Origin of the sequence: Pseudomonas sp. UBA6315 (assembly GCF_002438125.1) — a bacterium.
Taxonomy (GTDB): Bacteria; Pseudomonadota; Gammaproteobacteria; order Pseudomonadales; family Pseudomonadaceae; genus Aquipseudomonas; species Aquipseudomonas faucium.
In genome coordinates this window covers 106,401-125,616 of the sequence record NZ_DJTF01000179.1, presented here as the reverse complement: position 1 = coordinate 125,616, position 19,216 = coordinate 106,401, and the positions used below count along the sequence as shown (strand labels likewise).

Here is a 19,216-nt window from a genome sequence, read left to right as displayed (position 1 = left end):
GGAGTGGAGCCGCCACTTCCGCTGCTTCCCGGGGCAGGGCGAAATGGACCTGGCAGGCTTCCTCGCGCCGATCCTCGCCAGCGGCTATCGCGGCCCGCTGTCGCTGGAGATCTTCAACGACGGTTTCCGCGCGGCGCCGCCACGGCAGAACGCCGCCGACGGCCTGCGCTCACTGCTGTACCTCGAAGAACAGACCCGCCTGCGCCTGCAGCAGCAAGGCCACGCCATCGAGCCGGGCGTGCTGTTCACCCCGCCGGCTGCGAGTGCCTACGATGGCGTGGAGTTTCTCGAATTCGCCGTCGACGAGGCCGTCGGGGCGCGCCTGGGCAGCTGGCTCAAGCGCCTGGGCTTTGCCGAGGCCGGCAAGCACCGCAGCAAGGCTGTGCGCCTGCTGCGCCAGAACGACATCAACATCGTGCTCAACGCCGAGCCGTACTCCTTCGGCCACAACTTCTTCGAGGCCCATGGCCCGTCGCTGTGCGCCACCGCCTTGCGGGTCAAGGACGAACAGGCCGCGCTGCAGCGCGCCACCGATTTTCGCGGCCAGCCGTTCCGCGGCCTGGTCGGCCCCAACGAATGCGAAGTGCCCGCCGTGCGCGCGCCCGATGGCAGCCTGATCTACCTGGTGGAGCAGGGCGCACAAGGCCCGTCGCTGTACGACACCGACTTTTGCCTGGACCCGGCCGCCACGGCCAGCGGCGGCCTGCAGCGCATCGACCACATGGCCCTGGCCCTGCCTGCCGAGTCGCTGGACAGCTGGGTGCTGTTCTACAAGAGCCTGTTCGACTTCGCCGCCGATGACGAGGTGGTGCTGCCCGACCCCTATGGCCTGGTGAAAAGCCGCGCCCTGCGCAGCCCGTGCGGCAGCCTGCGCCTGCCGCTGAACATCTCGGAAAACCGCAACACCGCCATCGCCCACGCGCTGTCGAGCTATCGCGGCTCGGGGGTGCACCACATTGCCTTCGATTGCGTCGATATCTTCCGCGAAGTGGCGCGGGCCAAGGAGGCGGGGGTGCCGTTGCTGGAGATTCCGCTGAACTACTACGACGACCTGGCCGCGCGCTTCGATTTCGACGACGAGTTCCTCAGCGAGCTGGCCTACTACAACGTGCTGTATGACCGCGATGCACAAGGCGGTGAGCTGTTCCACGTGTACACCGAGCCGTTCGAGGAGCGCTTTTTCTTCGAGATCATCCAGCGCAAGGGTGGCTATGCAGGGTACGGCGCGGCGAACGTGGCGGTGCGCCTGGCAGCGATGGCCAAACGCAGGAGCGGGGCGCTGCGCAAGCCGGTGTTGTAGCCGGCTTGGCAGCCGTGGCGTCGGCAAGGCGACGCCACGGCAGGGTTCAGGCAGGCACGCCGAGGATGATGTGCGACGCCTTGATCACCGCAGTGGCGCTGACGCCCTGCGCCAGGCCGAGCTCGGCCACCGCCTCGCGGGTGACGATCGCATACACCTTGCTGCCGCCCGCCAGCTCCACCACCACCTCGGCATTCACCGCGCCATCGGAGACGCTCAGCACCTTGCCGGCCAGGCAGTTGCGGGCAGACAGGCGGATGTCGCTGGATTCGGTCATCAGCATCACCCAAGGCGCCTTGATCAGCGCCACCGCTTCCTTGCCGACGGCAATCCCCAGGTTACGCACACTTTCCATCGTGACCACGGCAACCAGCTGCTCACCGCCTGGCAGGGTCAACACGACTTCGGCATTTACAGCACCTTCCTGAACCTGGCTGACCTGGCCCTTGAATACGTTACGTGCGCTGGCTTTCATGGAATCGTCCTTATTTCTTGACTTGCGGGTTAGGTTTTCGCCGCATCATCCCGGCTAGCGCTATGTACTAGCAACCATAGCGTGCCGCATGCAGCCCTCTGCGGGCGAAGGCTTGCCGGCCACTCGACCAACAGCGAGCTTCCCTGCACCGCCGCGCTCACGGATAATCCCCGGCTATTCCAATAAACAGCCCGTGAGTCGGTATGAGCAATCCCGTAGTCAGCCTCGGCCAGCCTGAAGTCGAAGGGGTGCGCAAAGCGCGCAAGAACAACCCCGAGAAAACCCGCGAGGACATCCTCCAGGCCGCCATCAACGAGTTCGTCCAGCAAGGCCTGGCCGGCGCGCGGGTGGACGCCATCGCCGAGCGCACGGCCACCTCCAAGCGCATGATCTACTACTACTTCGGCAGCAAGGAGCAGTTGTATGTCGAGTGCCTGGTCAAGCTCTACGGCGACATCCGCCAGACCGAGCACAGCCTGGACCTGGAGTCGCTGCCGGCCGAGCAGGCGATCCAGCGCCTGACCGAATTCACCTTCGACCACCACGACCACAACGTCGACTTCGTGCGCATGGTCTGCACCGAGAACATCCACTACGGCGAGTACGTGAAGAAGTCGCCGGTGATCCGCGAGATGAGCAGCCTGGTGCTGCAGGCCCTGGACAAGACCCTGCAACGCGGCGTGGCCGACGGGGTGTTTCGCGCGGGCATCGAGGTCATCGACCTGCACATGCTGATGAGCTCGTTCTGCTTCTACCGGGTGTCCAACCGCCACACCTTCGGCCACATCTTCGACATCGACCTGTCCGACGAGCAGATCAAGCAGCGCCACAAGGCGATGATCTGCGACGTGGTGATGCGCTACCTGCGCGCCTGAGCCGCGCTCACTCGCCCAGCCGTTGCTCGCGCGACGGCGGGTAGCCGAAGTAGGCCGCGTAGCACTTGCTGAAGTGCGACACCGAGACGAAGCCGCAGGCCACCGCCACTTCCATCACCGACAGGTCGGAGTACTGCAGCAGGCGGCGGCTCTTGGTGATGCGCAGTTCCATGTAGTAGCGCCGCGGCGAGGTGCCGAGCTGGGCCTGGAACAGGCGGTCGATCTGGCGCCGCGAGCGGCCGCTGTAGGCGGCGAGCTGATCGAGGCTGAGGGTTTCTTCGAGGTTGTTTTCCATCAGCTCGACGATGGTGCGCAAATGCAGGCTCATGGACTTCTTCGCCCCCGGGCCGACCTGGCGATAGCGCGCGCCGGAGAACGACAGGATTTCCTCGACGCCTTCGGCCAGGCCGTCGCCATACAGCCGGCGCACCAGGCCGAGCATCATTTCCATGGCGCCGTTGGGGCTGGCGGCGGTCAGGCGGTCGCGGTCGAGGGTGAAGCTGGCCGGGGTGATGCGGGTTTGCGGGCTGCGCTCGGACAGGCTGGCGCGCTGCTCGGGGTGGATGCTGCAGCCATAGTCGTCGAGCACCCCGGCGCGGCCGAGGAACCAGGCGCCATTCCACAACCCGCCCAGGGCCATGCCCAGGCCTGCGCAGTCGCCCAGCAGGCGGTCCAGCTCCGGGTACTTGAGCGCGGTGCGCAGGCCGCCGCAGATGATCAGCAGGTCGAGCTCCCTGGGCGGCTCGGCCGCCAGTTCGCTGGCCACCAGCTCCAGGCCCAGGTCGCTCAAGACCCGGTCGCCATCCAGCGACAGCGGGGTGAAGCTGAAGCTGTCGGCGCGCAGCAGGTTGGCGGTGACCAGCACGTCCATGGCCACGGTGAAGCTGGCCATGGAGAAGTGTTCCAGCAGCACGAAATCGACCCGGTAGGGCGCCTGCGGGCTGGCGCTGGCCGACTTGAGCCGCAGCATGTTGCTGGTGCTGGTCTTTTTGCTGAACTGGCGTGGGCTGGGCACTCTGGACTCCGCTTCCTGGCTGGCGGGGTGAGTGTGGGGGCTGGCTGGGGGAAAGACAATCGCCGGGGTGGTGGTGGCGTATTGCAGGTCGTATTGAGGCAAGCAAATCCAACTGAACCCTCACCGCTCCCCGCAACCAAACCCCTTACATGCCAACGGGAGAGTGCTCATGGAAATCGGAACGATCTGGATCATCATCGCAGCCCTGATCATCATGCTGGAGATCTTCGCCATCTGGCACATCATCGGCAGCGACCGGCGCGCCGAGCGCAAGATGCTATGGGTCGTCTTCGTCGTCTATGCACCGTTCCCGGGGTTGCTGTTCTGGGCCTGGCGCGGCCCGCGGGCGGTGAAGGGCAGGGCGGTGCTGCAGGAGAAATGAACCCGCCGTGCATCAGGCGCAGGCTGCGCCTGATGCCGCCGGCTGGCCTCAGGCGAGGATGCTGAAGCGGATCGCAGGCCCCAGGCCATCGACCATCAGGCTGGCGTAGAACTTCACGCGGGTCAGCACCTTCAGTTCTTTGAGCTGTTCGTGGATGCGCTCGCGGATCTGCCGCTCGGCTTCATTGATGCGATCGTGGGTGGTGCTGTGGTACAGGTGCACCTCACCGAGCAAAGTGGTTTCGATCTGCGGCAGGGTGTCCCAGCCGATGTCACGCAGGTGCAGGCGAGCTTGCGCGGCTGCGCTTTCATCGTCATCGCTGCGCGGCTTGATGGTGTAGGCGAGCTGGAAATGGTGCTTGGTCATGGGCATCTCCTTGATGCGTGCAAATGGCTGGCCTCCGTGCCGGAACCTGCAATCTACCGGCTCCCACGCCAGCCGCCTACATACGTGATGTTGGGCTTGTGCACCGTAGCGGCGATATTTCCTACACCGCCTTGACCTCGACCTAACTCGAGGTCGCAGACTCGGGCGCTCATCCACACCACGGAGCGTCCCATGACTCGTGCCTTCCAGTTGTCCAACCCGCAGGGCCTCTACGATCCCAGTGGCAATGCCTATACCGGTATCGCGTTTGGCCTTGGATGGAATGCTGGTGGAGATCGAGGCTGTGGCGGCTGTGGCATGAACCTGTAGCGGCCCCATCGCCGGCAAGCCGGCTCCCACAGGGCAGAGTACTGCGCTCTACCTGTGGGAGCCGGCTTGCCGGCGATAGGGCCGCTACATTCACTCGCAAATCTTCTAGAATTACGCTATTTAGAGCCACCTCCCATGCCGCCCATCGAACTGCTGCCCACCACCGCCGACCAGGCCCACCTGATCCGCAACCTCTACCAGTTCTACGCCTACGAATCCTCCGATTGGGAGCAGGAAGACGTCGAGGTCGATGGGCGCTTCTACATCCACGAAGACCACCTGCAACGCTACTGGCAGTCCCCCGGCTGGAGCGCCACCCTGGTGCTGGTGGACGGCTTCATCGCAGGCTTCGTGCTGGTCGAGCGCAGCGAATTGCCGGGCATCGACGCCCTTGAACTGGCCGACCTGTTCATCCTCAAGCGCTACCGCCGCCAGGGCATCGGCCTTGCCGTGGCGCAACAGTTTCTCGGCAACCCCGGTGACTGGCTGCTGCGCTGCTACGCCCACGACCCGGCTGCCGTAGCCTTCTGCAAGGCGGTGGTGGCCGACCTGCCACGCCCGGTGCAGCAGCTGATGCTGGACGATGAGCCGGCCCTGCTTACCTACCGCATCACATCTGCCCGTCACTAAGTCCTGTACGCCACCTGCAAAATTCTGTGACCCACTTCACAAAATCCACTCGCACGGCATAATGCCAGCACCTCTTTCCATCACCCGGCCGCTCTGCGCCGGGGTTCCTTTTCGTGCACGTCGCAGGTTCAGGTAAATTTCATGTCGCTAGTCGCAAGCCCCGACATCATGTACCGGCTGTTGATCCAGAGCGTGGTGGACTATGCCATCTACCTGCTCACCCCCGACGGTATTGTCGCCAACTGGAACCCCGGCGCCCAACGGGCCAAGGGCTACCTCGCCGAGGAAATCGTCGGCCAGCACTACTCGCTGTTCTACAGCGAAGCCGAGCGCGCCGCCGGCCTGCCCGAGCAGAACCTGGAACAGGCACGGCGCACCGGGCGCTTCGAGGAGGTCGGCGCGCGCCTGCGCAAGGACGGCACTGCTTTTCACGCCCATGTAGTGATCGATGCGGTGCGCGATGATGCCGGCCAGCTGGTCGGTTTCGCCAAGGTCACCCGCGACATCTCCGAGCGCCGCCAGCAGGAACTGGAGCTGCTGCAGGCCAAGGAGCTGGCCGAGCAGTACAGCCAGGAAATGACCCAGCTGTCGCAGTTCCTCGACTCGGTGATCGCCAACATTCCCGCCAGCGTCATCGTCCAGGACCTGCAGAGCCAGCGCATCCTCTTGGCCAACCAGCAGGCCGAGCGGCTGTTCGGCGGCCACGGCAGCATGATCGGGCAGCTGCCGGGCGAGTGCATGGCGCCGGCCGCCGCCGACTACCTGGAGCAGCAGCTCAGCCGCGGCGCCCGCAGCGCCAAGGGCTTTGCCGCCGAAACCCGGGTCGATACCCTGCGCGGCCCGCGCACCCTGCGCAGCCGCGCGCTGCTCAGCCAGAACCGCGAAGGCCAGGCCGACTACGTGCTGTTCGTGGCCGAAGACGCCACCGAAGAACTGGCCGCCCACGCGCAGATCCACCACATGGCGCACCACGACGCGCTCACCGGCCTGCCCAACCGCACGCTGTTCAACGAGCGCCTCAAGCAGGCGCTGATCCGCGGCCACGAGCATGACAAGCTGACCGCCGCGCTGTGCCTGGACCTCGACAACTTCAAGAACATCAACGACTCCCTCGGCCACGCCTTCGGCGACAAGCTGCTGCGCGCCCTGGGCAAGCGCCTGCGCCGCGAGCTGCGTGAGCACGACACCCTGGCGCGCCTGGGCGGCGATGAGTTCGCCGTGGTCCTGGCCGGCCTGGACGGCCGCGACGCCGCCTGCATCACCGCCCAGCGCCTGATCGATGCCATCAGCCCGCCATTCCAGATCGAGGGCCACCAGTTCTCGGTGGGCGTGAGCATCGGCATCGCCCTGGCCCCCGACGACAACGACCAGGCCGAGCAACTGCTGGGCTACGCCGACATGGCCCTGTACGAAGCCAAGCGCAACGGCCGCAACCGCTACGAGTGCTTCCACGTCGAGCTGGACGTCGCCGCGCGCCAGCGCCGCCTGGTGGAAACCGACCTGCGCACGGCGCTGCACCTGGGCCAGTTGCACATGCACTACCAGCCGGTGGTGGACCAGCTGACCAGCAGCGTGACCGGCTACGAGGCGCTGCTGCGCTGGGAGCACCCGACCCGAGGCATGGTCATGCCCATGGACTTCATCCCCATCGCCGAGGAAACCGGGCTGATCCACGAGCTTGGCGACCGCGCCCTGAACCTGGCGTGCCAGGAAGCGGCCAGCTGGGACAGCGAGCAGACCGTATCGGTCAACCTCTCGCCGGTGCAGTTCAAGAACGCCAACCTGGTGCACACCGTAGCCCTGGCCCTGGCCGACTCGGGCCTGCCGGCGCAGCGCCTGGAGCTTGAAATCACCGAATCGGTGCTGCTGGGCAACAGCGAAGAGAACGTGCGCACCCTGCGCGCCCTGAAAGACCTGGGCGTGTCGATCTCGCTGGACGATTTCGGCACCGGCTATTCGTCGCTGGGCTACCTGCGCTCGTTCCCCTTCGACCGGATCAAGATCGACAAGTCGTTCGTGCACGACATGTGCGACAGCCGCGAGGCGATGTCGATCATCCGCGCCATCACCGAGCTGTCCAACAGCCTGATGATCAAGACCACCGCCGAAGGGGTGGAGTCCGAAGAGCAGATGCAGCGCCTGGCGGCCGAGGGCTGCTCGCATTTTCAGGGCTACCTGTACGGGCGGCCGGCACCGGCCAGCGAGCGCTTGAAGCAGGTGGTGGCCGCCGGCTGACGGGCGCGTCCCGGGGCATGGGCGGCCCCGGGACAAAGTGGTCGATCAGCGAACGCAAAGCGCCCCAGCCTGCACCTGTGGCCTTGATTGCACGTGGGCAAGCGGCCGTCGGTCTTCTAGAATCGCTGCTGTCGCACTTGCCTTCACCCTGGTGCAGCCGCAGGCCGCGCCGCCGTCGAGATCGCCATGAGTTCCAGCACCCCGTTGTCCGGCGTCAACCAGCCCCTGCGCGGCATCGCCCTGGTGGTGGTGGCGACGTTGCTGTTCGCCAGCCACGACGCCTTGTCCAAGTTTCTCGGTGCTCTGTACCCGATCATCATGGTGGTGTGGGCGCGCTACCTGGTGCACACCTTGCTGATGGCCGCAATCTTCCTGCCCAAGGCCGGCCTCAACGTGCTGCGCACCCGCCGCCCGCTGCTGCAGACCTTGCGCGCGCTGAGCCTGCTCAGCACCAGCCTGTTGTTCACCACCGGCATTCAGTACCTGCCACTGGCCGAGGCCACCGCGGTCAACTTCCTGGCCCCGGTGCTGGTCACCGCGCTGTCGGCACCGCTGCTCAAGGAGCGGGTGTCGGTGGCGCAATGGCTGACGGTGGTGCTGGGGTTCATCGGCGTGCTGGTGGTCGTGCACCCGGGCGGGGCGATGTTCACCCCGGCGATTCTCTACCCGTTCGGCTCGGCGCTGGGCTTTTGCTTCTACCAGCTGCTCACGCGCATCCTGGCCGCCCATGACAGCCCGACCACCAGCAACTTCTACGCAGGCCTGTGCAACACCCTGGCGATGACTGCGCTGGTGCCGTTCTTCTGGGAAATGCCGCGCTGGGACCATGCCCTGCTGATGCTGGCCCTTGGCGGCTTCGGCATGAGCGCGCACCTGCTGCTGACCCAAGCTTTCCGCCATGCCGCACCGGCGCTGCTGGCGCCGTTCAGCTACTGCCAGATCGTCTTCGCCGGGCTGCTGGGCCTGCTGATCTACAACCAGGTGCCCGACAGCGCCAGCCTGCTGGGCATCGCCATCATCTGCTTGAGCGGCCTGGGCGCGGCGTGGATGCAGCGGCGCAAATAAGGCTCAATGACCCGGCGCCAGTTTCGGCGGGCGGCGAAACAGCGGGCGCGGGGTGCTCGGGTCGAGTTCACCGAGCTGGCTGCCGGCGGCCTTGAAACCTGCGCGCAGCGCCAGGCGCTGGCTGGCCTGGTTGTCGATGTCGGTGGTCAGCCACACCGGCGTGTCAATCGCATCGAGCAAGCTGACCAGCGCTTCACGCATCAGGCCCTGGCCAGTGCTGGCCTGGCTCGCCCAGTAACCCACCTCGTATTCGCCATTGCCGGGGCGCAGGCCGATGCAGCCCAGCACGGCGTCGCCGCCCGCCTGCAACACGAAAAAGCGCTTTTCTGCCGCGGGGTCGAGGAACTCGCGGGCGCTGGCCTGCAGGCTTTCGCGCACCTCGTCCAGCGTCCAGTCCGGCTTGGCCCAGGCTAAAAAGGGCTGGTGCAGGCTGTAGCTGTCGAGCAGGGCGTGCAGTACCTGCTCGGCCAGCGCCGGGTCGGGGCGTACCAGGCGGGTGCGCGGGGTGGACAGGGTACGGGGCAGTGTGGGGTAGGGCATGGGCCTTCCTGGCTTTGGCTATAGGACAAGTCCACTAATCATAGAGGCATTGACCGAGCCTGGCAGCGCGTGATCTGCTCGCTAGCCACCATCATCCCAGGGAAGTGAGGGACCGCCATGCCCGACTACACGCTGCATTGCTTCGCCGAATCCGGCAACGCCTACAAGGCCGCCCTCATGCTCGAACTCACGGGGCAAGACTGGCAGCCGCTGTTCGTCGACTTCTTCAACGGCCAGACCCGTGGCCAGGGCTGGCGCGACGAGGTCAACGAGCAAGGCGAGGTGCCGGTGCTGGAACATGCTGGGCAAACCTTGACCCAGTCGGCGCTGATCCTCGAATACCTGGCCGAACGCACCGGCCAGTTCGGCCCGCGAGACGATGCCGAAAAGCGCGAGATCTGGCGCTGGATGCTGTTCGACAACCACAAGTTCACCGGCTACTACGCGATGCTGCGGTTCTTGTTCTGCCTGAAGAAAACCGGTGAAACCGACGTCACGCGCTTTCTGCGCGATCGGGCCACGGCGGCGTACAAGATCGTCGACGCGCACCTGGCGAAGACGCCGTTCATGGTCGGCGGGCGCCTGACCATCGCCGACCTGTCGTTGGCGGGGTATGTGTTCATGCCGGAGGACACCGGCATCGACCTGGCCGCGTTCAGCCACATCGAAGCGTGGAAGAAGCGCATCCAGCAGGTGCCGGGGTGGAAGCCCCCTTATGAGCTGATGCCCAGGACAGCCTGAGCCGGCCTCTTCGCGGGGCAAGCCCGCTCCCACAAGTACATCGCAGTCTCCAGGCCTGTGGAGACCCTGTGGGAGCCTGAGCCGGCCTCTTCGCGGGGCAAGCCCGCTCCCACAAGTGCATCGCAGTCTCCAGGCCTGTGGAGATCCTGTGGGAGCGGGCTTGCCCCGCGAAGCATTCGCCGCTGAACTCAGTACCTGACCTCAACCCCCACATACGCCCCGATGCCATCCCCCGGCCAGAACGACGCGGTGTCCAGCCCCCGCGCGTTGTACACCGGCGTCACCGCCGTCACGTAGGCCTTGTTGGCCAGGTTCTTCAGGTCCAGCGAGACCTTCCAGTTGCCCTTCGGCGCCTCGTACCCCAGGTTCGCCCCCCAGATGGTGTACGACGGCGCATACAAGGTGTTGGCGTAGTCCACCGCCGTGCGCGAGGCCGACTGCACGTTCACCCCGGTGTACCAACCGCTGTGGTCCTGGTACTGCAGCTCGCCCTGGTAGATGTGCTTGGGCACGCCCGGCAGCTGGTTGTCGCCGAAGGTGTCGTCATGCCGGTAGTAGAAGTCGTTGTAGGTGTACGACTGGCGCCAGCGCACCAGGTCGCCCTGGGGGCTTTCCCACAGGCGGGTATTGAGGCCCGCCTCGACGCCCTGGTGGATCGTCGGTGAGGCGTTGAATGCCCCGGTGACCGCCGCCGCGTTGGCGGTGGCCGGGATGATCTGCACGTTCAACAGCTCGTCGTGGATCCAGGAACGGTACAGCGCCAGGCTGCCGTCGAAGATGCCGTGGGAGCCCTTGATGCCGACCTCGAAGGTGTTGGCCTTCTGCTCCACCAGCGGGCGGATGTACGGCAGCGTCGGGCCGGAGCCGGAATACTCCCACGAGGCCGGCGGGTCGATGCTGCGGCTGAAGTTGGTGAACACCTGCAGGTTCGGGCTGAACTCGTAGCGCAGGCCGATGCGCGGGGCGACGCTCCAGTTGTCGTAGTCCTCGTGCTGCCCGAAGTTGGTGGTGTTGGGGTTCACCGCGTAGTCGATGTTGACCTTGCGCCGCACGTTGACGAACGACACGCCGCTGGTGAGCCACAGGTTGTCGACCAGGTTGAGGTCGTTGCCCAGGGCGATCACCCGGTCGAACGAGTCCTTGTAGTTGACCTTTTTCAGCGACACCTTGTCGTCGTTGGCCGAGTTCACGCCGCCGCGCAGGTGCTGGGTGGAGGTGAAGGCGATGTTGCTGCGGCTCTCATGGCCGAACAGGTAGTCCACCCGGTCATAGCCCAGCAAGAGGCCCAGGTCGTGCCAGTCCCAGTAGCTGGGGTTGCTGGGGCTGCGCGGGCTGTTGGTGTGGCGGTAGTCGTGGTACGACAGGCCGAAGGTCAGGCGTGCGTCGTCGTCGAAGGTGTAGGTGGTCTTGCTGCCCAGCCAGATGCTGCCGGGGCGGCGCGCACCGGCGCCGCTGCTTTCGGCGGTGGCGCTGGCGCGGCGAGGGTGGTGCAGGGCGTTGTCCAGGGTGGTGGCGCTGGGGTCGTTGTGGGTTTCGTCGCGGTAGCGCAGCAGCAGGCGCGTTTCCAGTTTCGGACTGAAGCGGTAGCCGGCGTTGGCGACGATGCCGGAGCTCTTCGACAGGCTGTAGTCGCGGTAGCCCTCGTTGCGGTAGTTGTCGGCCTGCAGGTAGTAGTCCAGGTCGCCTTCGACGCCGCCGTAGCTGACGCTCTGCTTCTGGTAGTGGTAGCTGCCGGCCTCGGCGCGCACACGCAGGCCCGGGGCGCTGTAGCCGCTGTGGTTGACGAAGTTGACCGCGCCGCCGAGGGTCAGCGCGCCGTACTGGAAGGCGTTGGCGCCGCGCAGGATCTCGGTGTAGTTGACGCCGCTGGCGTTGAGGAATTCGTAGGGGGTGCCGCCTGGGCCGGTCAGCGGCAGGCCGTCGAAGAGGAACTTGATGCCTTCGCGAAAGTAGCCGGGCGAGGTGTTGGCGCCGGAGCCGCGGATGGAGATTTTTGCCGCATCGTTGCCGCCGGTGGACTGCACGAACACCCCGGGCTGGTAGGCGAGGGTGTCCTGCAGGGTAGCGGTGCGGCCCTTGGCGACCTCTTCGCTGTCGACCACGCTGGTGCCGCCGGGCACTTCGGCCAGGGCGCTGGCGGCCTGTTGCACTTCGCTTTGCTTGGCGCCTTGTACGGTCACCGTGCCAAGGGTCTGCTCAGCCGCTCCCGCAAAGGGGGCCAGCAGGGCCGTGGCGGCGGTGGCCAGGGCGGCCTGGCGGATGGCCAGGCGCAGTGGGTGGGGATGGATCGCACGCATCGTTGTATTCCTTGAAAGTCATCGTAGGTACCTCGGCGTTCTATGGGCATAGTCAGGCCTGTCGAAAACGGTAAGAGCAGTTTCTGTGCCAGGTGGCAAAAGGCCGGAAGTTGTGGGGTTGAACCCAGGTTGCAACTTTTATGTTGAATGGAATAACAACTTTTGTTGTGCCGCTGTTGTAGGTCGAACAGTGTCGGTTATATATAAATACCCATTCTCTCTGTGGGAGCGGGCTTGCCCCGCGAACACCGGCAAAAGCCGGTGCCAAGCACCGCGGTGCCTGCTTCGCGGGGCAAGCCCGCGCCCACCTGTTGGTAATGCAACAGCGGTTGAGCAGTTTGTTCATTTGTAATGCGAGCACGGCCAAGTGGGCGCCGTAAATACGCGGCCAACAAGCTGGCACGACAACTGCAATACCCCTTTCGGCATCTAAGGCAATTGGCCTTATATAGGAAGGGAGTCGCGGCATTCGATGAACCACTTTATTCAGCCATGGTGGCTGGCCAGCGCATTATTGATGGCCGCCTGCTCGCCCGCCACACCGCCCGAAACGGCCAGCACCCTCAAGGGCGAAGCCGTCAGCGAAGTGAACGGCATCATGCGCTACCCCGCCAGCGACTTCGTCGAGCAGCGCGTCGGGGAGCGCGGCGGCACCTTGCGCGTTTCGGCCGCCAGCGATGCCGGCACCTTCGACATCCACGCCCAGTCCAACGGCAACATGCAGTGGCTGGGGCGCATCCTCTTCGACTGCCTGGTGTACCAGGCCGAAGACGGCACCCTCACGCCGTGGCTGGCAAAAAGCTGGACCATCAGCGCCGATGGCCTGACCTACACCTTCCACCTGCGCGACGACGTCACCTTCAGCGACGGCGAGCGCTTCAATGCCGAAGCGGTGCGGGTCAACCTGGAGCACATGCGCGACCCGAAGACCAAGTCGCCCCTGGCCGCGGCCTACATCGCCCCGTACCTGCAGGGCAGGGTGGTCGACGAGTACACCTTCGAAGCGACCCTGCGCACCCCCTACGCGCCGTTTCTCGATGTGCTGTCGCAAGCCTGGCTGGGCATGATCTCGCCCCGGCAGATTCTCGACGCGCCCAAGAGCATCGCCAGCCAGCCCATCGGCACCGGCCCCTTCGTGCTCACCGGCTGGGTGCGCGACCAAAGCGCCAGCTTCGCCCGCCGCCCCGGCTACCACTGGGCGCCGCCCGCCATCGGCCACACTGGCGAGGCCTACCTGGACGGCATCGAGCTGAGCTACGTGCCCGAGGCGATGATCCGCTACACCTCGCTGGAGGCCGCCGACAGCGACATGGCCCTGGACGCCCCGGCGCAGAACGCCGCGGCGATCCGCGCCAACCCGGCATTGACCCTGCGCAACCGCATCCGCAAGGGCAACCCGGCGCGCAGCATCACCTTCAATGTCGAGCGCGCACCGTTCGACGATGTGCGGGTGCGCCAGGCGGTGGCCAAGGCCATCGACCGCAACGGCCTGGCGTGGATTTCAGGCTTTGGCGAATACCTGGCCAAGGGCGACTTCCTTGCCGTCAACACCCCAGGCTACGACCCGGTGGCCCGCGATGCCCTGGCCTTCGACCCGGCCGAAGCCGGCCGCCTGCTCGACGCCGCCGGCTGGACCGGCCGCGACAGCCAGGGTTTTCGCACCCGCGCAGGGCAACGCCTGGGCGCCACCTTGCTGACCTACGACAACCCCGCGTTCCCGGCCAACGTCTCGGTCGCCGCCCAAGCCGACTTGCGCAAGGTCGGCTTCGATTTGCGCATCGAGCTGCTGCCGGTCACCAAGGTCATGACCCTGCGCTATGCCGGCGAGTTCGACGCCATCGGCGGCGGCTACTGGCACACCAACACCGCCGACGGCCTGTACATCCTCTACCACAGCCAGTCGATCCCCAGTGCGCGGATGCTCGGGCAGAACGTCGGGCATTTTCGCGATGCCGCCCTCGACCAACTGCTCGGCGACGCCCGCCGCAGCACCGACCCGGCGCAGCGCCGTGCGCTGTATCGCCAGGCCCAGCAACGGCTGGGCGAAACCGTGCCGGCCGTGCCCTCGGTGGAGAGCCAGATGCTGCTGGCCTACCGCAAGGCAGTCGGCGGCGTGCTGTTCGACGGCTCGCACAACGTTCCCCTGTTCACCAGCGTCTGGCTGGGCTCTCGAGCACAGCAAAAGGAGCACCCATGAAGCTGCTGGCAACCTTGCTGCGCCGCCTGCGTGACGGCCTGATCGTGCTGTGGGCGGCGGCCAGCCTGACCTTCCTCGGCGTGCAGTACAGCGGCGGCGACACCGCCCTGGCGATCCTCGGCGGCCCGGACGCCATGCCGACCCCGGAAATGCTCGCCCAGGTGCGCGCCGAATATGGCCTCGACCTGCCGCTGTGGCAGCAATACGGCCACTACCTGGCGCGCCTGGCCAGTGCCGACCTGGGCGAGTCATACCGCCTGCGCATCCCGGTCGGCCAGGCGATTGCCGAGCAGCTCGGCGCCACCCTGGCCCTGGCCAGCAGCGCGGCCTTGCTGGCGGTGCTGATCGCGCTGCTGTCGGCGCTGCTCACCGCCAACCGTGGGCGGCGTTTGCGCGCGCTGGTGTCGGGGGTGGAGCTGGTGCTGTCGTCGGCGCCCAACTTCGTCATCGGCACCTTGCTGCTGCTGGTGTTCGCCTTCCACTTCCACCTGCTGCCGCCCTCCGGCTCGCGTGGCTGGCGCTCGCTGGTGCTGCCGAGCCTGGCCCTGGCGCTGCCGATTGCCGCAGTGCTGGCCCAGGTGCTGCGCCAGTCGCTGGAGCAGGTGCTGGAACAACCCTTCATCACCCAGGCCCGCGCCCGCGGCCTGTCCGACACCGCCGTGCGCCTGCGCCATGCCCTGCGCCACGCCCTGGTGCCGCTGGTGACCCTGGCCGGCTTCGTCTTCGCCAGCCTGCTCGGTGGCGCGGTGGTGCTGGAGCTGCTGTTCGGCCGCCAGGGCATCGGCCGGCTGATGCTCGACGCCACCGCCAACAAGGACGTGCCGCTGGTGCTGGGCGTGACCCTGCTGGCCGCCGCCCTCTACGTGCTGGTCAACCTGCTGGTGGACCTGGCGACCCAGGCCATCGACCCGCGCACCACGCGCCCCTGAATTCACGAGAAAGGAACCGCCAATGAGTCAAACCCCGATTACCGACGCCGAACTGGATGCGCGCTTCGCGCCCATTTATGCGCGCATCGCCGAAGGCGCGGTGGCCCGCGAGCAGCAGCGCACCCTGGCCCAGGAGCCTGTGGCTTGGCTGCGCGAAGCGGGCCTTGGCGCCCTGCGCGTGCCGCGCAGCCACGGCGGCCTCGGCGCGACCTTGCCGCAACTGCTGCGCCAACTGGTGCGCCTGGGCCAGGCCGACTCCAACTTGCCGCAGATCTTCCGCGCCCACTTCGGTTTCGTCGAAGGGCGCCTGTCGTCCCATGACGCTGCCTCCCAGGACTACTGGTTCGCCCGCGTGGTGGCCGGCGAGCTGTGGGGCGCGGCCATGGCCGAGCGCACCGACAGCACCGGCAACACCGTGCAACTGAGCGACAGCGACGAGGGCTACCGGCTCGACGGCGAGAAGTACTACTGCACCGGCACGTTGTACGCCGACTGGGTGGCGGCGGTGGCCAACCATGGCGACGATTTCGTCAGCCTCGCGGTGCCCACCCGCGCCCCGGGCGTAGAGCGGGTCGACGACTGGGACGGCTTCGGCCAGCGCCTGACCGGCAGCGGCACCACCCGCTTCGCCCAGGTCAGCGTGCAGCCCGAGCACCTGCTGCGCCGCTTCGCCAAGGGCGAGCTGCGCGCCGAGTCGTACCTCACCGCCTTCTACCAGGCGGTGCACCTGGCCACCCTGGCCGGCATCGCCCGCGCCGTGCTGGCCGACGCCGTGGCCTTCGTCCAGGGCCGTACCCGCACCTTCGGTGTGCCCGGCCAGTCGCAGCCGGGCGAGGACCCGCTGGTGCAGGCCGTGGTTGGTCGCCTGGCCAGCCTGGCGTTTGCCGCCGAGGCCCAGGTCAGCGCCGTCGGCCAGAGCCTGCAGGCGGTGGATGAAGCCGGCCAGGCTGGCGAGGTGCCCGAGCAGCTGTACACCGATGCCGAAATCCACACCTTCCAGGCCCAGCAGATCGTCCTGCCGCAGGTGCTGGAGGCCAGCACCTTGCTCTTCGAAGTGGGCGGCGCCTCGGCCACCAGCCGCGCCCGCAGCTTCGACCGCCACTGGCGCAACGCACGCACCCTGGCCTCGCACAACCCGGCGATCCAGCGCGAACAGGCGCTGGGCAACTACTACCTCAACGGCATCAGCCCGGCCCAGGCCTGGCGTGCCCGGCACGCCGCCGTCAGCGCAGGGCAGGGCAGCGGCGACGAAGCCAGCGCGGTGTGAACAGGAGAACCACGATGAGCAGCAAACAGATGAGCCTGGGCATGAACATCCTCGGCTTCGGCTCGCACTCAGGCGCCTGGCGCCAGGGCGAGGCGGCGATCGATGCCTACATCGACGTCAACTACTACCGCGACATCGCCAAGCTCTCCGAGCGCGGCTGCCTGGACGCGATCTTCCTGGCCGACGGCCCGGCACTGCCGCCCGACGTGTCCAGCCAACCGGGCGGGCGCCTGGAGCCGACCGTGCTGCTGACCGCCGTGGCCGCGGCCACCGAGCGCATCGGCGTGATCGCCACCTGCTCCAGCACCTACAACGAGCCGTTCAACCTGGCCCGGCGCATCGCCTCGCTGGACCACATCAGCGGCGGCCGCGCCGCGTGGAACGTGGTGACCAACGCCGGTGACGCCGCCGCGCAGAACTTCGGCCTGACCGGCGCACCGCTGCACGTCGACCGCTACGGGCGCGCCGAGGAGTTCGTCGACGTGACCCTGAAGCTGTGGGACAGCTGGGAGGACGACGCGATCATCGGCGACCGCGCAGGCGGGCGCTTCGCCGACCCGCGGAAGGTCCACACCCTGGATTTCAAGGGCCAGCATTTTCAGGTGCGCGGCCCGCTCAACCTGCCGCGCTCGCCGCAAGGCCGGCCGGTGCTGGTGCAGGCCGGCTCCTCCGAAGGCGGCAAGGCGCTGGGCTCGCGTTATGCCGATGCGATCTTCACCACCCAGACCACCCTGGCCGACGGCCAGGCCTTCTACCGCGAGATGAAGGCCCGGGCCAAGGCCTGGGGGCGCAACCCCGAGCACCTGAAGATCATGCCGGGGCTGTCGACGGTGATCGCCAGCACCGAGGCCGAGGCCCATGCCCGCTTCGACGAGCTCAATGCCTGGCATGGCGAGCATGGCCTGTTGCAGCAGGTGGCCGGGCGCATTGGCATCGATGCCCGCGAGCTGGACCCGGACGCGCCGCTGCCGTGGGAACGGATTGGCGCGGTGGCGGACTTCGAGCGCGGCTCGCATGGCTTTCTGGAGGCGCAGCTGAACCTGGCGCGCAGCGAGAACCTGACCATTCGCCAGCTGTCGCGGCGGATTCTGGTGGGGCATCGGTTGGCCGTGGGCACGCCGGAGCAGGTCGCCGACACCTTGGCCGAGTGGTTCCTGGCGGGGGCGGGGGATGGCTTCAACATCATGCCCGACATGTTCCCGTCGGGGGCGCGGGTGTTCGTCGAGGAAGTGGTGCCGTTGCTGCAGAAGCGCGGGTTGTTCCGGACCGAGTACAGCGGCACGACCTTGCGTGAGCATCTGGGGTTGCCCAAGGCACACAACCAGTTCGCTGCTTAGGGGGCGCTGTGCGCCCCAATCGCTGGCAAGCCAGCTCCCACAGGTACGGCGCAAGCCCGAAACCTGTGGTGATCCTGTGGGAGCTGGCTTGCCAGCGATTGGGCTGCACAGCAGCCCCAGGATCTCAAACCCAAAACCCATTCATCAGGATGCATCCATGCGCTACCGCCCACTAGGCCACACCCACCTCCAAGTCAGCCTGCTCAGCCTCGGCACCATGACCTGGGGCCACCAGAACAGCGAACAGGACGCCCACCAGCAACTGGACGCTGCCCTCGCCGCCGGCATCAACTTCATCGACACCGCCGAGATGTACCCAACCCCCACCCGCGCCGACACCTGGACCACCACCGAGCGTTACCTGGGCAACTGGATCAAAGCCCGTGGCAACCGTGACAAGTACATCCTCGCCAGCAAGATCGCCGGCCCCTCCCGCGAGCCCGGCGCCCAGGCGCACATCCGCGATGGCCTGTCGCACCACGACCGCAAGAACATCGTCGCCGCCCTGGAAGGCAGCCTGCGCCGGTTGAACACCGACTACCTGGACCTCTACCAGCTGCACTGGCCCGACCGCACCAGCAACTTCTTCGGCATCCGCGAATACCCCTACGCCGACGACCACCCGCAAACGGCGGCCATCGAAGAAACCCTGGCCGTGCTCGACGACCAGGTGAAGGCCGGCAAGGTGCGCCATATCGGCGTGTCCAACGAAACCCCGTGGGGCGTGGCGCAGTTCCTGCGCCACAGCGAAGAAAAGGGCCTGGCGCGCATCGCCAGCATCCAGAACCCCTACAGTCTGCTCAACCGCCTGTACGAAACCGGCCTGTCGGAGTTCAGCCATCGCGAAGGCGTGAGCTTGCTGGCCTATTCGCCGCTGGCCTTCGGCGCCCTGACCGGCAAGTACCTCAATGGCGCCCGGCCCGAGGGTTCGCGGCTGTCGTCGGTGTACCGCACCTTCAACCGCTATGGCAGCGAGGAGGCCAACAGCGCCATCGCCAGCTATGTGCAAATCGCCCGCGAGCATGGCCTGACCCCGGCGCAACTGGCGCTGGCCTTCGTCATCCGCCAGCCGTTCGTGGCCAGCGCGATCACCGGGCAGACCAGCTTGCTGCAGCTGCAGGAAAACCTCGGGGCGCTGGATGTGCAGTTGAGCGAAGAAGTGCTGGCCCAGATCCAGGCCGTGCACCGGCGCATCCCCAACCCGGCACCGTAGCCGAATGCTTTTCTCTTTTGTG

Annotated in this window: 18 protein-coding genes; 13 read left to right on the top strand and 5 right to left on the bottom strand. The window is 66.7% G+C overall.

Annotated features, from left to right (window positions below; translation table 11 throughout):
• The coding region (locus B3E94_RS21240) for a VOC family protein (protein ID WP_286915069.1) at nt 1–1,300 on the top strand (1,300 nt) is incomplete at its 5' end.
• A 46-nt stretch (nt 1,301–1,346) separates the two neighbouring features.
• Here the strand turns inward: B3E94_RS21240 and B3E94_RS21235 are convergent.
• Nucleotides 1,347–1,775: a TOBE domain-containing protein gene (locus tag B3E94_RS21235; RefSeq protein WP_236238321.1), complete on the bottom strand. Its 429-nt coding sequence runs from the start codon at nt 1,773–1,775 to the stop codon at nt 1,347–1,349.
• Nucleotides 1,776–1,978: 203 nt separating this feature from the next.
• On the opposite strand from B3E94_RS21235, the gene B3E94_RS21230 reads away from it, so the two are divergent.
• A complete protein-coding gene (locus B3E94_RS21230; RefSeq protein WP_176516687.1) occupies nt 1,979–2,650 on the top strand; it encodes a TetR/AcrR family transcriptional regulator in 672 nt (223 codons plus the stop codon).
• A gap of 7 nt (nt 2,651–2,657) precedes the next feature.
• Here the strand turns inward: B3E94_RS21230 and B3E94_RS21225 are convergent, their stop codons facing one another.
• Nucleotides 2,658–3,665 carry a GlxA family transcriptional regulator gene (locus B3E94_RS21225; RefSeq protein WP_286915068.1) on the bottom strand — a complete coding sequence of 336 codons (1,008 nt, stop codon included), beginning with the start codon at nt 3,663–3,665 and terminating at the stop codon, nt 2,658–2,660.
• A gap of 169 nt (nt 3,666–3,834) precedes the next feature.
• On the opposite strand from B3E94_RS21225, the gene B3E94_RS21220 reads away from it, so the two are divergent.
• Nucleotides 3,835–4,047, top strand: coding sequence for a PLD nuclease N-terminal domain-containing protein (locus B3E94_RS21220; protein WP_176516683.1), 213 nt, complete (start codon nt 3,835–3,837; stop codon nt 4,045–4,047).
• 48 nt (nt 4,048–4,095) lie between these two features.
• On the opposite strand, the gene B3E94_RS21215 is transcribed toward B3E94_RS21220, so the two are convergent.
• Nucleotides 4,096–4,413 carry a hypothetical protein gene (locus B3E94_RS21215; RefSeq protein WP_176516681.1) on the bottom strand — a complete coding sequence of 106 codons (318 nt, stop codon included), beginning with the start codon at nt 4,411–4,413 and terminating at the stop codon, nt 4,096–4,098.
• A gap of 192 nt (nt 4,414–4,605) precedes the next feature.
• Here B3E94_RS21215 and B3E94_RS21210 point away from each other — a divergent pair, with 192 nt between their 5' ends.
• From B3E94_RS21210 to B3E94_RS21195, 4 genes are all read left to right on the top strand, one after another.
• Entirely contained in the window at nt 4,606–4,743 is a 138-nt protein-coding gene (locus B3E94_RS21210; RefSeq protein ID WP_286915067.1) for a hypothetical protein, read from the top strand.
• A gap of 135 nt (nt 4,744–4,878) precedes the next feature.
• Nucleotides 4,879–5,373 (top strand): GNAT family N-acetyltransferase, encoded by a 495-nt coding sequence (locus B3E94_RS21205; protein ID WP_286915066.1) that lies wholly within the window; start codon nt 4,879–4,881, stop codon nt 5,371–5,373.
• Nucleotides 5,374–5,514: 141 nt separating this feature from the next.
• The gene (locus tag B3E94_RS21200; RefSeq protein ID WP_236238318.1) at nt 5,515–7,608 is read left to right on the top strand and encodes a putative bifunctional diguanylate cyclase/phosphodiesterase; all 2,094 of its coding nucleotides are present in this window, start codon (nt 5,515–5,517) and stop codon (nt 7,606–7,608) included.
• Between the two features lie 186 nt (nt 7,609–7,794).
• Entirely contained in the window at nt 7,795–8,673 is an 879-nt protein-coding gene (locus B3E94_RS21195; protein WP_286915065.1) for a DMT family transporter, read from the top strand.
• A 3-nt stretch (nt 8,674–8,676) separates the two neighbouring features.
• On the opposite strand, the gene B3E94_RS21190 is transcribed toward B3E94_RS21195, so the two are convergent.
• Nucleotides 8,677–9,213, bottom strand: a complete 537-nt coding sequence (locus tag B3E94_RS21190) for a GNAT family N-acetyltransferase (RefSeq protein WP_286915064.1) — start codon at nt 9,211–9,213, stop codon at nt 8,677–8,679.
• A 117-nt stretch (nt 9,214–9,330) separates the two neighbouring features.
• On the opposite strand from B3E94_RS21190, the gene B3E94_RS21185 reads away from it, so the two are divergent.
• Nucleotides 9,331–9,954 carry a glutathione S-transferase family protein gene (locus B3E94_RS21185; RefSeq protein WP_236238316.1) on the top strand — a complete coding sequence of 208 codons (624 nt, stop codon included), beginning with the start codon at nt 9,331–9,333 and terminating at the stop codon, nt 9,952–9,954.
• Between the two features lie 188 nt (nt 9,955–10,142).
• Here B3E94_RS21185 and B3E94_RS21180 read toward each other — a convergent pair whose 3' ends face one another.
• On the bottom strand, nt 10,143–12,251 hold the full coding sequence (locus B3E94_RS21180; RefSeq protein WP_286915062.1) for a TonB-dependent receptor family protein: 2,109 nt from the start codon (nt 12,249–12,251) through the stop codon (nt 10,143–10,145).
• 472 nt (nt 12,252–12,723) lie between these two features.
• On the opposite strand from B3E94_RS21180, the gene B3E94_RS21175 reads away from it, so the two are divergent.
• From B3E94_RS21175 to B3E94_RS21155, 5 genes are all read left to right on the top strand, one after another.
• On the top strand, nt 12,724–14,448 hold the full coding sequence (locus B3E94_RS21175) for an ABC transporter substrate-binding protein (RefSeq protein ID WP_286915061.1): 1,725 nt from the start codon (nt 12,724–12,726) through the stop codon (nt 14,446–14,448).
• A complete protein-coding gene (locus tag B3E94_RS21170; RefSeq protein ID WP_286915060.1) occupies nt 14,445–15,377 on the top strand; it encodes an ABC transporter permease in 933 nt (310 codons plus the stop codon). Before B3E94_RS21175 ends, B3E94_RS21170 begins: the two co-directional genes overlap by 4 nt.
• Before the next feature lie 22 nt (nt 15,378–15,399).
• Nucleotides 15,400–16,644, top strand: coding sequence for an acyl-CoA dehydrogenase family protein (locus B3E94_RS21165; protein WP_286915059.1), 1,245 nt, complete (start codon nt 15,400–15,402; stop codon nt 16,642–16,644).
• Between the two features lie 14 nt (nt 16,645–16,658).
• Nucleotides 16,659–17,981: an LLM class flavin-dependent oxidoreductase gene (locus B3E94_RS21160; protein WP_286915057.1), complete on the top strand. Its 1,323-nt coding sequence runs from the start codon at nt 16,659–16,661 to the stop codon at nt 17,979–17,981.
• A gap of 157 nt (nt 17,982–18,138) precedes the next feature.
• The gene (locus tag B3E94_RS21155) at nt 18,139–19,194 is read left to right on the top strand and encodes an NADP(H)-dependent aldo-keto reductase (protein ID WP_286915055.1); all 1,056 of its coding nucleotides are present in this window, start codon (nt 18,139–18,141) and stop codon (nt 19,192–19,194) included.
• Nucleotides 19,195–19,216 lie beyond the last annotated feature (22 nt).